This window comes from Herbaspirillum sp. meg3 (genome assembly GCF_002257565.1).
Lineage (GTDB): Bacteria > Pseudomonadota > Gammaproteobacteria > Burkholderiales > Burkholderiaceae_D > Herbaspirillum.
The window spans coordinates 760,385-772,289 of sequence record NZ_CP022736.1 but is presented as its reverse complement, the minus strand read 5'-3'; the positions used below and the strand labels follow the sequence as shown (position 1 = coordinate 772,289).

The window sequence follows — 11,905 nt, the reverse complement described above, 5'->3', positions numbered from 1 at the left end:
AAAGGCCACCAAACGGTGGGCCTTTTAAATACTGGTGCTGGCTGCAGGACTTGAACCCGCCCCCCCCTGATTACAAGTCCGACGTAGAAATCATAAAATCAATAACTTAGGTTATTTTCTGCTTCGCAATAAGGATTTATAGACGGCCGCAAAGGCTTATTACATGCGGCTCAATTGCGAATTGCGAAGCGGAATTTCCAGTTCTTAATGCGAATACGGGGCTGTTCCTGATAAAGTTGCGCGACAAACATAGGGCCGAGGTCCGCAATCGGCCAGGAGCCGCTAATTGCCTAAATCAAAAAAGAGGGGATTCATGTTTTTGCTGTTCATCGCGTTGCCATCCTTGCTCGCCATAGGTTTTTCGTGCATCACTTGGAACAGCCTCAGTCGACCGTGGTTGTTTGTCATTCTCTCGACCGTGATCCTTAATATCATGTATGCCTTGGTGGCACTCTACTATGGGCCTGGCGCAAATACATTTTTGGAGTATAGAGACCCTGCCAGCGTCTCTGGGGACAAGCCACTGCTTGGTGCAGATCCTGTATTCATGATTCAGTGTTCAGTAGCGGCAATTCTTCTACTGCTCGTTGCGGGGTATTTCTTCCGCAAAACCACTTAGACGAGTCCTGCATAGGCCAATAGACGTCTGCTTCCGGTCAATAACGGTCGTTGTTAGCAATTCCCAAAAATGACAGCGGCAAGCGTAATTACGACTTAGCTCGAGAATATGTATAACTTGTTAAACCTGTTTTCTGATGGAGTAGAGTTAGAACTAGCGCTTGCCTTCGCTCTGCCTATTATTTACACAGCACTCTCTTTGATCTTCTTTTGGGGGCGAATCAATCACCCTTGGCTTTTTGCGTCCGCATCTTTGATCTTGCTTTTTATTTGCTATAGCCTGGTGATTGGCTGGACTCTTCCTGAGCCTCCGGCAGAGCATCTCCGGATCGTAGAACAACCCCCTCTATTTGGCCCCCTAAGGGTTCCGATGTTGATATTTACTTCGCTCTCGTTACCAATCCTGTATTTTTTAGGAATGTGGTTTCGCAAACCTCGATAGTTAGCTCGATAGAATGCCCGCAGCAGCACTACAGGAAGAAACAATGCGTCCAACTACCAAGTCAGTGTTCCGTACTATGTCGATGCTTGGGGTCGCTGCCGTTATTGGCGTGACTGGAGCCACATTTACCACCTGCGGCGTAGGGCTCGCCCACGGAACAGGGACGTGGTGTGCTGCCTTGCCCCTGATGTGGTTCATTGGCTTCCCTCTCGCGATAATTGCGGCGCTGATCGTTGGCTTACCGCTTGCACTTTTGTTTTGGAAGTTCCGTCTAACGCGATGGTGGCAGTACGGAATAGCTGGCTTTATCTGCGCCATACCCCTCTGGATCGAGCTTGCTCAACCGTTCACATCTGTTCGTTGGGTACAGTCCGGTTTTTATGATGCTCTGAACTATCTAGGATCAGGGCTCGCGAGCGGACTTGCCTACTGGTGGATATGCCGGAGAGTAGGCCTTCGTGACGGCACTGCTGAGATAACTCCAAAATCCAACCAGCCTGCGTGATTGTCCGCAAAGTGAGCGAAGCTAACGTGATCAGCAAAAAAATAGCCCAATTAATTCGGGCTATTTTTTTGCGAGTAAAAATTATCCTGTTTTAGCGACTGCATAAAATCACCAAAAAACAGCCTGCTCCGCAAAAAAAGTTCATGGCGCAGAAAAAAAGAAAAGGCCCACCGAGCGGTGGGCCTTTTAAATACTGGTGCTGGCTGCAGGACTTGAACCCGCCACCCCCTGATTACAAGTCAGGTGCTCTACCAGATGAGCTAAGCCAGCAAAACTGAGAACGAGATTATAGCCTATTTAATTCTCGTTAGTACAGGTCTTCCACCTTTTTTTGGTGGTTCTGGCTCATTATCGTGGTTTTCTTCGCTGCCGGACTCAACTTTTTCCGATGCGGGAACGGATGCAAGGCCTAGAGGCTGCGGTGGTGCGGCCTCAGGCTGATCATCAGCGTGTTCGCCGACTGCGAGCACCGCCGGCGCTTCGAACGCCATGCCTTGCCCGTTTTCGCGCGCGTAGATGGCGATGACGTTATCGACCGGAACCGAGATGTCGCGCGAGACGCCGCCGAAACGTGCGCTGAAACCGATGACGTCATTGTCCATCTTGAGGCCGCTGGTGGCTTCGAAGCTGATGTTGAGGACGATCTCGCCGTTCTTGACGAATTGCATGGGCACGCGCGTCCGCGCATCCACCACCACCGCGATATGCGGCGTATAGCCGTTGTCTGTGCACCATTCGTAGATAGCGCGCAGGAGATAAGGTTTGGTAGATACTTCTGGCATGACAAAAACCGATCTGGAAAAACGGACTGCTGCGCAATAAAGCAGCAATCTTGAAAGCGACCATCTTAAATGCGTTCGCCGATTGTCCTATTGAAATGGATCAACCGGCGAGACAAAATAATACAAATGCTGCGCGCAGCTTAACGACGCATGACCTTTTCGGAAGGTGTCAGTGCTTCGATATAGGCAGGACGCGAGAAAATACGCTCAGCGTATTTCATCAACGGCGCTGCTGTCTTCGACAGTTCGATACCGTAGTGGTCGAGACGCCAGAGCAACGGCGCCAGAGCGACGTCGAGCATGGAGAACTCGTCGCCGAGCATGTATTTGTTCTTCAGGAACAGTGGCGCCAGCGTAGTCAGGCGATCGCGGATTTCTGCGCGTGCCTTTTCGTGGGATTTTTCCGCTGTCTTGGTTTTTTCGTTCTCCAGCGTGTGCACGTGGATGAACAATTCTTTTTCGAAATTGAACAACATGAGACGTGCACGCGCGCGCATCAACGGATCTGCCGGCATCAGTTGGGGATGCGGGAAGCGTTCATCGATGTATTCGTTGATGATGTTGGATTCGTACAGAACCAGATCGCGCTCGACCAGGATAGGCACCTGACCGTATGGGTTCATGACCGAGATGTCTTCCGGCTTGTTGAATAGATCAACGTCGCGGATTTCAAAATCCATGCCCTTTTCGAACAGAACGAGGCGGCAACGTTGCGAGAATGGGCAGGTCGTGCCCGAGTAGAGAACCATCATTTTTGTAGTGCCTTAGAAACAAAGGGGCGAGACGCTGTACGTCTCACCCCGATACGTACGTCCGCAGACTGCGCGGACACTAAAAACTTACTTCACTGCTTATTTCACTTCTTTCCAGAAGGAGGCGTTCAGACGCCATGCCAACACAAGGAAGCAACCCAAGAACAGTAAAACCCAGACGCCGAGACGCTTACGCGTATTTTGCGCGGGTTCACCCATCCATTGCAAGTATCCGACCAAATCAGCGACCGCATTGTCGTATTCGACAGCAGTCATCTTGCCTGGTTTCAACTGTTCGAAGCCGACAAACTTGTGAATGGTCTTGCCTTCTTCGTGCGGATCTTTCTCTTCGGCATACTTGGGAGCGCGGATACCTTGCAATTCCCACAATACGTGCGGCATGCCGACGTTAGGGAAAACCATGTTGTTCCAGCCGGTTGGGCGGCTGTCGTCTTTGTAATACGTACGCAGATACGTATAAATCCAGTCCGGACCGGTGCCTGATTCGGACGCTTTGGCACGGGCAATGACGGATAAATCCGGTGGAACCGCACCAAACCATGCCTTGGCATCTTGCGGCAGCATGGTGTTTTTCATCAGATCGCCGACTTTTTCGCCGGTGAACAACAGATTATTTTTGATTTGATCTTCCGACAAGCCAATGTCGCGCAGACGGTTGTAACGCATGGCCGATGCCGAGTGGCAATTCAGGCAATAGTTGACGAACAGTTTGGCGCCATTTTGCAGGGCGGAAACGTCGGTCGTGCGATCCGGCGCCGTATCCAGCGGGTACCCGCCTTCATTGGCGTAAGCCAGCGCAGGCAGCAGCACGAGAGTCGCAATCAGTCTTTTCAGCAATATCATTTTTATCCTCTTGGCTGGCTTAGTGCGGATGATAAGTAACGCGGTCAGGAACTTGCTTGAACTGTCCTGCAGCACTCCACCATGGCATCAGCAAAAAGAAACCGAAGTAAATGAAAGTACATACTTGACTTACGGTCTGAGCAATATCGCTCAGGATAATGTGTTCACCGACGCGCAGCGCACCCCAGACTCCCGGCGGCTTGACGCCCAGATATCCGAGCACCAGGAAAGCGATCGCGAACACGATGTAGATATATTTGTGCCAGCTCGGGCGATAACGAATCGACTTCACTTTTGAGTGATCCAGCCAAGGCAGTCCACCGAGAATCATGACCGACACGCCCATCAGCACCACACCGAAGAATTTCGCATCGAAAATCGCCATGCCGGCAATGATAGCGACACCAATGACGATCGCCGCGATCTTGAAGATCGCATTGCGATTGGATTTCACCAGCAGCAGTGCGACGTAAGCAGCAATACCGGCCATCAGATAGACCATGAAGTCCGATGTCGTTGCACGCAGAATCGAGTAGAACGGCGTAAAGTACCAGACCGGCGCGATGTGCGGCGGGGTCTTGAGTGAATCGGCTGGAATGAAGTTGTTGTACTCGAGGAAGTAGCCACCCATTTCCGGCGCGAAGAACACGACGGCGGTGAACACGATCAGGAATACTGCAACCGCCATGATGTCATGTACGGAGTAGTAAGGATGGAAAGGAACGCCGTCCAGCGGCACGCCTTTTTCGTCCAGCTTTTCTTTGATCTCGACGCCATCCGGATTGTTCGAACCGACTTCGTGCAGCGCAATGATGTGCGCAACAACCAGACCGATCAGCACCAGCGGGATCGCGATCACGTGGAACGAGAAGAAGCGGTTCAACGTCGCGTCGGAGACCACGTAGTCGCCGCGAATCCACAATGACAGATCAGGGCCGATGAAAGGAATCGCGCCGAACAGGTTGACGATCACCTGTGCGCCCCAGTACGACATCTGGCCCCATGGCAGCAGGTAGCCCATGAAGGCTTCGCCCATCAGGCACAGGAAGATCGCCACACCGAACAGCCAGACCAGCTCGCGAGGTTTGCGATAGGAGCCGTACAGCAGGCCGCGCACCATGTGCAGGTAGACGACGATGAAGAATGCCGACGCGCCGGTGGAGTGCATGTAACGCACCAGCCAGCCCCAGGGGACGTCGCGCATGATGTATTCAACGGAGGCGAACGCCAGGTTGGCATCCGGCTTGTAATGCATCACCAGGAAAATCCCGGTCACGATCTGAATGACCAGAACCAGCAACGCCAGCGAACCGAAGGCGTACCAGAAATTGAAATTCTTGGGAGCGTAGTACTCGGAAAGGTGAGCTTTCCAAGTGGAAGTCAGAGGAAAACGGGCGTCAACCCAGTTCAATGCTTTTGCGGATACAGGTGCGTCTTTCGGCAATTGTTTTTCTTGGAATGCAGCCATGGTTACGCCTCGCCTTTCTCATCTTTGCCGATGACCAGCTTCGTGTCACCTTCAAACATGTACCGTGGAACCTGGAGGTTGTCTGGGGACGGTTTGTTTTTGTAGACCCGGCCCGCGAGGTCGAACGTCGAACCGTGGCACGGACAAAGGAAGCCACCCTGCCAGTCGTCCGGCAGCGACGGTTGCGCGCCGGCCTGGAACTTGGAGCTTGGCGAACATCCCAGATGCGGGCAGATACCGACGACGACCAACACATCCTTCTTGATCGAACGCCATTCGTTCAGTGCGTATTCTGGGGTGGTAGAAAATTCGGTGCGTTTGGATTGCGGATCGGCGACCTGTGCGTCGACTTTTTTGAGCGACTCCAGCATTTCCGGTGTGCGCTTGAGAATCCAAACGGGCTTGCCGCGCCATTCGACGGTTTTCATCTCTCCCGGCGCCAAGGTGGAAATATCCACTTCGACCGGTGCGCCCGCTGCTTTAGCGCGCTCAGATGGTTGAAAAGTTGAAACAAATGCTCCTGCTGTAGCCAGTCCTGCCACGCCACCCGCCGCGCAAGTCGCGACGAGCAAACCTCGCCGACTGGAGTCGACCTGTTTTTCGTTACTCATACCAACCCCAATTAGTGAAAATACGAAAACTCAACGGAACTTCCAGCAACCTTAGATTATAACTAACCTGAAGTGCCTTTTAAAGCGAATAACAATTCGGGAAATGCGATTTATGGAACTTTTTTAATATTTCAAGTACTTCCATAGAAATGTCTCTGTTTTTTGTATTGTGCAATAAATTGCCAGCAATTTACTTTTTAATCGAAGCACGATATAACCGACTGCGTCGTTTTGCAACAATTTATAGGAGAAAAAGATGGGCATGATGCAAGAATTTCGTACTTTCGCGCTCAAGGGCAACGTTGTCGACCTCGCTGTCGGTGTGATTATCGGCGGTGCTTTCGGCAAAATCGTCGAATCGTTGGTGCAAGATATCATCATGCCGGTGGTCGGAAAGATCTTTGGTGGACTCGATTTTGCGAATTACTACCTGCCGCTGAACGGCCAGGGAAGCCAGTTGACGCTAATTGAGGCGAAAAAGGCCGGCGCAGTTTTCGCCTACGGCAATTTCCTGACTATTTTGATCAACTTTCTGATTCTGGCCTTCATCATTTTCCAAATGGTACGCATGATCAATAAAGCGCGCGATCTGGCGAGCCATCAGAAGGAAGAGGCGCCAGCCGCCCCTGCCGCTCCGCCGGAAGATATCGTCCTGCTGCGTGAAATCCGCGATTCGTTGAAAAAGTAAGCGCGACACAAAAAAGCCCGCGCGCAGCGGGCTTTTTTATCGGGGCATTGCATCAGGCCGGATTGTCGATGTCGATAAATTGATGATGAATGCCGAACTGCTCCGCAATATGCGCACCCAGCGCCTGCACCCCGTAGCGTTCGGTGGCATGGTGACCTGCAGCAATGTAGGCGACGCCGGTCTCACGCGCCAGATGCACGGTTTGCTCGGAGATTTCGCCACTGATGTACACGGATGCCCCGGCGGCAATGGCGTCGCCAAGAAAGCCTTGCGCACCGCCGGTGCACCAGCCTACCTTGCCGATCGCTTGATTGGCGTCGCCGATCAGCAGAGGCGTGCGGCCCAGACGGCGCTCGATCAGACGCGCAAGATCACCTACGGTGGCGACATTGACGTCGGACTGCACACTGCCCAGCCAGCCCAGCTTGTCGTCGCAGAAGCGATCCTCGCCGATCAGGCTGAGTTGACGCCCGAGCTGTGCATTGTTGCCGAGTTCAGGATGACCATCGAGGGGCAGGTGGTAGGCAAACAGGTTGATGTCGTGCGTCAGGAGCGCCTTGAGGCGCTTTTGCCTGGTACCGATGACGCGTGGATCCTCGCCTCGCCAGAAATAGCCGTGGTGAACCAGGATGGCGTCTGCCTTCAACTCCACCGCCGCATCGATCAACGCCTGACTCGCCGTGACGCCGCTGACAACCAGACCGATCTCGGCGCGCCCTTCCACCTGTAGCCCATTTGGGCAATAATCGCGGTATTGTGCGATATTCAGCGTTTGCGCTAAGTATTTGGCAAGTTCATCCCTATTTGCTGTGCGCAGGGTCATCTTTTATCCTCATTTTTATTTCAATATGCGACGTTTTTGGCTGTTGTTTGCACAAACCGTAACGGTCGGTTTGGCGGTTTGGTTCATTGTAGCTACCTTGAAGCCGGATTGGGCCAGTGGAACCTTGAGTTCCCGCGTGCGCCCTGCCGCTTCCTCGGTTCAGATGCAGGAAGCCGCTCCCGGTGCACCGACGCCCAACTCTTATCGTGATGCCGCTCGTCAGGCGATGCCATCGGTGGTGAACATCTTCACCACGACGGAAGCACGTCCGCAAAAAAATCCTTTCATGGATGATCCGTTCTTCAAGAAGTTCTTCGGTGACCAGTTCGAGGATCAACAGGACGACAAGCAATCCAGCCTTGGTTCCGGCGTGATCGTCAGCCCGCAAGGCTACATCCTGACCAACAATCACGTGGTCGAAGCCGCCGACGAAATCGAAGTGGCGCTGGCCGACGGCCGCAAGGCGACCGCAAAAGTCGTCGGCACCGATCCGGAAACCGACCTCGCCGTAATCAAGATCGACCTGCCGAATCTGCCTGCCATCACGCTGGCGCACGTTGAGCAAGCCACCGTCGGCGACATCGTGCTGGCCATCGGCAATCCATTCGGCGTTGGCCAGACCGTCACCATGGGCATTATCTCGGCGCTGGGCCGCAATCACCTCGGCATCAATACCTTCGAGAACTTCATCCAGACCGATGCAGCGATCAATCCGGGTAATTCCGGCGGTGCGCTGGTTGATACCAACGGCAACCTGCTGGGCATCAACACGGCGATCTACTCGCGTACCGGCGGCAACCTCGGCATTGGCTTCGCCATTCCCGTCTCGACCGCCAAGAACGTGATGGAAGCCATCATCAGTCACGGCCAGGTCGTCCGCGGCTGGATCGGCGTCGAACCACAGGACATCACACCTGAACTGGCAGAAAGCTTCGGCCTGACCAAGAAGACCGGCGCCATCATCGCGGGCGTGCTCAAGAATGGTCCTGCGGATAAGGCCGGCATGAAGCCGGGAGATATCCTGATCAGCGTTGAGGGCAAGACCGTCAGCGACACGACCGAAATGCTGAACCTGATCGCGCAACTGACGCCAGGTGCCAAGGCCAAGATGACCGTACTGCGCAAGGCACAGGAAACCACACTGGAAATCGTCGTCGGCAAGCGTCCGCCGCCGAAACGTGAAGAACGCGAATAGCGCAAAGAGCAAGCACAGCACCAACGGCAGGGAAACCGGGAGTAACCAAGAGTGAGGAACAGTCCTCGTTACTCCCGCATCCGCTACAGCGAACACCACGAATAGGAACAAGAGAGCAAGCGTATGCACATCCGTGATCTGACTCAATATCTGGCCGAACTGTCGGAGAACAATAACCGCGCCTGGTTCGTCATGAACAAGCCACGCTATGACATCCTGCGTGCCGAGTTTTTGGAACTGGTGACGCAACTGATCGCCGACATCAGCAAATTCGATCCCATCATCGCCAGCTGCAATCCTAAGAAGGCACTGTTTCGCATCAACCGCGACATGCGCTTCTCACACGACAAAAGCCCATACAAAACCCATTTCTCGGCATCGCTGACTGCCAGCGGCCTGAAGAAACCGAGCTCCGGCGGTGGACCTGCCTATTACTTCCACATCGATGCCGACGGTCAATTGCTGATCGCCGGGGGTGAATACATGCCGCCCTCGGATCGCCTGCGTGCAATCCGCCAAACGGTCATTTCCGATGCCGCAGGTTTCAGCAAAGTGATCAAGACCAAGTCCATCAAGGACAACTACGGCGGTCTGCAGGAAGAAGGCAAACTGACGCGTCCACCCAAGGGTTTCGACGCCGACAGCCCGCATATCGAATACGTCAAGCTGAAGAACTTCATCGTTTGGAAAGAAAGCAGCATCAAGAAGAAGATTCCAGCCGACCTCGGCAAGGAAGTACTGGCGGGCTTCAAGGATGCTTATCCGCTGGTGCATTGGCTGCGCCAGATCCCACTGGTAGTACCTGAGTAATCGGCCTCCGACCAAATAAAAAGCCACTGCATGCAGTGGCTTTTTATTTGCGGCGACGATGATCAGCTATCGATTAGCTGCCGACGGCGTCTTCACGCTCTTCCGGTGCACGTGTCGCCTTTTCAAAAATCGGCGCGACCAGCAGGCCGATTTCATACAGCAAGCACAACGGGACAGCCAACAACAGCTGGCTCATGATGTCCGGTGGCGTCACCACGGCGGCGACCACGAAAGCGCCGACCACGACGTAGGGGCGGATTTGCTTCAACTTTGCCAGCGGCACCAGGCCCATTCGCACCAGCACAATCACGATAATCGGCACCTCGAACGTTATCCCGAACGCCAGGAACATGGTCAGCACGAAGTCAACATAACTGTCAATGTCCGGCGCCACCGACACCGATTTTGGCGCAAAGTTATTGATGAACGGGAACACCACGCCGAACACGAAAAAATAGCAAAACGCCACGCCGGCGATGAACAGCAGCGAGGACGAAATCACCAGCGGCGCCACCAGGCGCTTTTCATGCGTGTACAAACCCGGTGCGACGAATGCCCACATCTGATACAAGACCCAGGGCAACGCAATGATGAGTGCCAGCACCATCGTGACCTTGACCGGGATCAGGAAAGGCGTGATCACGCCGGTGGCGATCATTTTGCTGCCGGCCGGCAGCGCATGAATCATCGGCGCGGCGAGCAGATCAAAGATATGCGCAGCCCACGGCATCATGCACAAGAAGATGATGAGTACGGCAGCCGACGACTTCACTACGCGGCTGCGCAATTCAATCAGATGCGAAATGAAAGTATCTTCGCTACCTGACGTTTTCTGTTCTTCGGCCATGGAATTACTGCAGGAGTGGGATGGAAAACACGGAAAACGCGTCCATCGGGATTAGAAGAAACCGGCGGATTTGCCGGCGCCGATAGGACGATATTTGGCGACACGTGCAGCGGCGGAAATCACGCGAGTACGGCGGCCGCTTTGATTTTTGTACCACGACGGTACTGCGGAATTGCGCGCCAGCTTTTTCTTGCGGAAATTCTTGGCCTTGATGGTCAGCGCTTCCGGGCTCGGCGTCGAACTCCAACTGGTGCTGCTGCCTGAATTGCTGTCGTTCCATGCGTCGTTGATGGAATTCTCGGCATCGGCAACGCTCTTAGAAATGCTGCTATGGACGTCGCTTGCGGCTTCTTCGACGTCCTTTTGCATCTTGCGCAATTCTTCCAGCTCGATTTCGCGGCTGACCTCGGTCTTGACCTCGTTGATGTAGCGCTGCGCGCGTCCAAACAACGAACCGGCCATGCGCGCCACCTTCGGCAGACGCTCTGGACCGATCACGACCAGCGCGACAACGCCGATTAAAGCCAGCTTGGTAAGACCGATATCAATCATTGCGAGGGTAAGTAGCTGAAATAAGCGAAAGTGAGTGCCACGGGCCTGGAAACAAAAGCGCCGCAGAACATACGCAGCGCCGGGGCATCAGGAACAACGATAGCCCGCGCGGCCGGTAAGAAAAACAGGCAGGCGCGGGCGTCGACGAAATGGTTAGCTGCCGGATTTTTCTTTATCTTTAGCTTGCACGTCGATAGTGGTCTGATCCTTGGCCACAGGCTTCTCTTCTTCGCCCTTGACGCCATCTTTAAAGCCTTTGACGGCCTTGCCGAGATCGGAACCCATGTTGCCCAGCTTCTTCGTGCCGAAAACGACCATGACGATAACCAGAACGATCAACCAATGCCAAATACTGAACGAACCCATTTTTCTCTCCTAAGCGGACACGCGTGTCCTGTATTCAAATAAATCTTTGCTGCAATATTCTTGCCAGGGATGCTGTCTGAGCCTGCGCGCAGGCTTTCTCGCTTATCCCTGCAACACGGACTTCGTACGCCAAGGATGCGCGCCACCGATCACATGCATATGGAGATGGTACACCTCTTGGCCGCCGTCAGGGCCGGTATTGAAAAGCGTCTTGAAACCACCCGCCTTGTTGCCGGTCGCATCAAGCTGGTAGCCACATCCTTGTTCCTGCGCCAACTTTGGTGCAAGCAAAGCCATTTTACCCAATAGCGCGGCATGTTTCTCAGCGCAATCGGCCAGCGTGGCAACGTGTTCTTTGGGGATGATCAGGAAGTGCACCGGCGCGGCCGGGTTGATATCGTGGAAAGCAACGACGTCGTCGTCTTCATAAATCATCTTCGACGGAATCTGCTTCGCGGCGATCTTGCAGAAAATACAGTTGTCCAAAGCTGCTCCTCCTGGGTGTCTCGATTTCGATCAATCAGCGTCTGCACCGATTGTTGAATTATTTGAATATCGGAATAATGGATGATTGTTTTGCAG

At 53.7% G+C, this 11,905-nt stretch carries 14 protein-coding genes and 1 tRNA gene; 4 read left to right on the top strand and 11 right to left on the bottom strand.

The annotated features are described in order from the left end of the window. Positions 1-313 precede the first annotated feature (313 nt). Positions 314-619, top strand: a complete 306-nt coding sequence (locus hmeg3_RS03600; protein WP_094562519.1) for a hypothetical protein — start codon at positions 314-316, stop codon at positions 617-619. Positions 620-1,759: 1,140 nt separating this feature from the next. Here hmeg3_RS03600 and hmeg3_RS03590 read toward each other — a convergent pair. The 6 genes from hmeg3_RS03590 to petA form a co-directional block, all read right to left on the bottom strand. Beyond that, positions 1,760-1,835: transfer RNA gene (locus tag hmeg3_RS03590), tRNA-Thr, on the bottom strand. Positions 1,836-1,858: 23 nt separating this feature from the next. Further along, complete coding sequence (locus tag hmeg3_RS03585) at positions 1,859-2,347, bottom strand: ClpXP protease specificity-enhancing factor (RefSeq protein WP_094562517.1); 489 nt, start codon at positions 2,345-2,347, stop codon at positions 1,859-1,861. A 140-nt stretch (positions 2,348-2,487) separates the two neighbouring features. Continuing rightward, entirely contained in the window at positions 2,488-3,099 is a 612-nt protein-coding gene (locus hmeg3_RS03580; protein WP_094562516.1) for a glutathione S-transferase N-terminal domain-containing protein, read from the bottom strand. Positions 3,100-3,198: 99 nt separating this feature from the next. Further along, the gene (locus hmeg3_RS03575) at positions 3,199-3,963 is read right to left on the bottom strand and encodes a cytochrome c1 (protein WP_094562515.1); all 765 of its coding nucleotides are present in this window, start codon (positions 3,961-3,963) and stop codon (positions 3,199-3,201) included. A gap of 19 nt (positions 3,964-3,982) precedes the next feature. Then, a complete protein-coding gene (locus hmeg3_RS03570) occupies positions 3,983-5,431 on the bottom strand; it encodes a cytochrome bc complex cytochrome b subunit (RefSeq protein WP_094562514.1) in 1,449 nt (482 codons plus the stop codon). 2 nt (positions 5,432-5,433) lie between these two features. Next, a complete protein-coding gene (gene petA, locus hmeg3_RS03565; RefSeq protein ID WP_094562513.1) occupies positions 5,434-6,042 on the bottom strand; it encodes a ubiquinol-cytochrome c reductase iron-sulfur subunit in 609 nt (202 codons plus the stop codon). A gap of 256 nt (positions 6,043-6,298) precedes the next feature. Between petA and mscL the strand changes: the two genes are divergently transcribed. Then, a complete protein-coding gene (gene mscL / locus hmeg3_RS03560) occupies positions 6,299-6,730 on the top strand; it encodes a large conductance mechanosensitive channel protein MscL (RefSeq protein WP_094562512.1) in 432 nt (143 codons plus the stop codon). A 52-nt stretch (positions 6,731-6,782) separates the two neighbouring features. On the opposite strand, the gene hmeg3_RS03555 is transcribed toward mscL, so the two are convergent. Beyond that, positions 6,783-7,553 carry a Nif3-like dinuclear metal center hexameric protein gene (locus hmeg3_RS03555; RefSeq protein WP_094562511.1) on the bottom strand — a complete coding sequence of 257 codons (771 nt, stop codon included), beginning with the start codon at positions 7,551-7,553 and terminating at the stop codon, positions 6,783-6,785. A 25-nt stretch (positions 7,554-7,578) separates the two neighbouring features. Between hmeg3_RS03555 and hmeg3_RS03550 the strand changes: the two genes are divergently transcribed. Together hmeg3_RS03550 and hmeg3_RS03545 are read left to right on the top strand one after the other, a co-directional pair. Then, the gene (locus tag hmeg3_RS03550) at positions 7,579-8,748 is read left to right on the top strand and encodes a Do family serine endopeptidase (RefSeq protein ID WP_094562510.1); all 1,170 of its coding nucleotides are present in this window, start codon (positions 7,579-7,581) and stop codon (positions 8,746-8,748) included. A 123-nt stretch (positions 8,749-8,871) separates the two neighbouring features. Beyond that, positions 8,872-9,558: a DUF2461 domain-containing protein gene (locus hmeg3_RS03545; RefSeq protein WP_094562509.1), complete on the top strand. Its 687-nt coding sequence runs from the start codon at positions 8,872-8,874 to the stop codon at positions 9,556-9,558. A 73-nt stretch (positions 9,559-9,631) separates the two neighbouring features. Here the strand turns inward: hmeg3_RS03545 and tatC are convergent, their stop codons facing one another. The 4 genes from tatC to hmeg3_RS03525 form a co-directional block, all read right to left on the bottom strand. After that, positions 9,632-10,405 carry a twin-arginine translocase subunit TatC gene (tatC, locus tag hmeg3_RS03540; RefSeq protein WP_094562508.1) on the bottom strand — a complete coding sequence of 258 codons (774 nt, stop codon included), beginning with the start codon at positions 10,403-10,405 and terminating at the stop codon, positions 9,632-9,634. A 51-nt stretch (positions 10,406-10,456) separates the two neighbouring features. Then, positions 10,457-10,957: a Sec-independent protein translocase protein TatB gene (gene tatB, locus hmeg3_RS03535; RefSeq protein ID WP_094562507.1), complete on the bottom strand. Its 501-nt coding sequence runs from the start codon at positions 10,955-10,957 to the stop codon at positions 10,457-10,459. Positions 10,958-11,110: 153 nt separating this feature from the next. Then, positions 11,111-11,323: a Sec-independent protein translocase subunit TatA gene (gene tatA / locus hmeg3_RS03530; protein ID WP_007879646.1), complete on the bottom strand. Its 213-nt coding sequence runs from the start codon at positions 11,321-11,323 to the stop codon at positions 11,111-11,113. Positions 11,324-11,425: 102 nt separating this feature from the next. Further along, the gene (locus hmeg3_RS03525; RefSeq protein WP_094562506.1) at positions 11,426-11,809 is read right to left on the bottom strand and encodes a histidine triad nucleotide-binding protein; all 384 of its coding nucleotides are present in this window, start codon (positions 11,807-11,809) and stop codon (positions 11,426-11,428) included. Positions 11,810-11,905 lie beyond the last annotated feature (96 nt).

What these genes read in the sequence shown, in the direction of transcription:
- tatA (WP_007879646.1), bottom strand. Translation starts at nt 11,323, where the DNA reads ATGGGTTCGTTCAGTATTTGGCATTGGTTGATCGTTCTGGTTATCGTC.
- tatB (WP_094562507.1), bottom strand. Translation starts at nt 10,957, where the DNA reads ATGATTGATATCGGTCTTACCAAGCTGGCTTTAATCGGCGTTGTCGCG.
- hmeg3_RS03555 (WP_094562511.1), bottom strand. Translation starts at nt 7,553, where the DNA reads ATGACCCTGCGCACAGCAAATAGGGATGAACTTGCCAAATACTTAGCG.
- petA (WP_094562513.1), bottom strand. Translation starts at nt 6,042, where the DNA reads ATGAGTAACGAAAAACAGGTCGACTCCAGTCGGCGAGGTTTGCTCGTC.
- hmeg3_RS03600 (WP_094562519.1), top strand. Translation starts at nt 314, where the DNA reads ATGTTTTTGCTGTTCATCGCGTTGCCATCCTTGCTCGCCATAGGTTTT.
- hmeg3_RS03570 (WP_094562514.1), bottom strand. Translation starts at nt 5,431, where the DNA reads ATGGCTGCATTCCAAGAAAAACAATTGCCGAAAGACGCACCTGTATCC.
- hmeg3_RS03580 (WP_094562516.1), bottom strand. Translation starts at nt 3,099, where the DNA reads ATGATGGTTCTCTACTCGGGCACGACCTGCCCATTCTCGCAACGTTGC.
- hmeg3_RS03545 (WP_094562509.1), top strand. Translation starts at nt 8,872, where the DNA reads ATGCACATCCGTGATCTGACTCAATATCTGGCCGAACTGTCGGAGAAC.
- tatC (WP_094562508.1), bottom strand. Translation starts at nt 10,405, where the DNA reads ATGGCCGAAGAACAGAAAACGTCAGGTAGCGAAGATACTTTCATTTCG.
- mscL (WP_094562512.1), top strand. Translation starts at nt 6,299, where the DNA reads ATGGGCATGATGCAAGAATTTCGTACTTTCGCGCTCAAGGGCAACGTT.
- hmeg3_RS03585 (WP_094562517.1), bottom strand. Translation starts at nt 2,347, where the DNA reads ATGCCAGAAGTATCTACCAAACCTTATCTCCTGCGCGCTATCTACGAA.
- hmeg3_RS03550 (WP_094562510.1), top strand. Translation starts at nt 7,579, where the DNA reads ATGCGACGTTTTTGGCTGTTGTTTGCACAAACCGTAACGGTCGGTTTG.
- hmeg3_RS03575 (WP_094562515.1), bottom strand. Translation starts at nt 3,963, where the DNA reads ATGATATTGCTGAAAAGACTGATTGCGACTCTCGTGCTGCTGCCTGCG.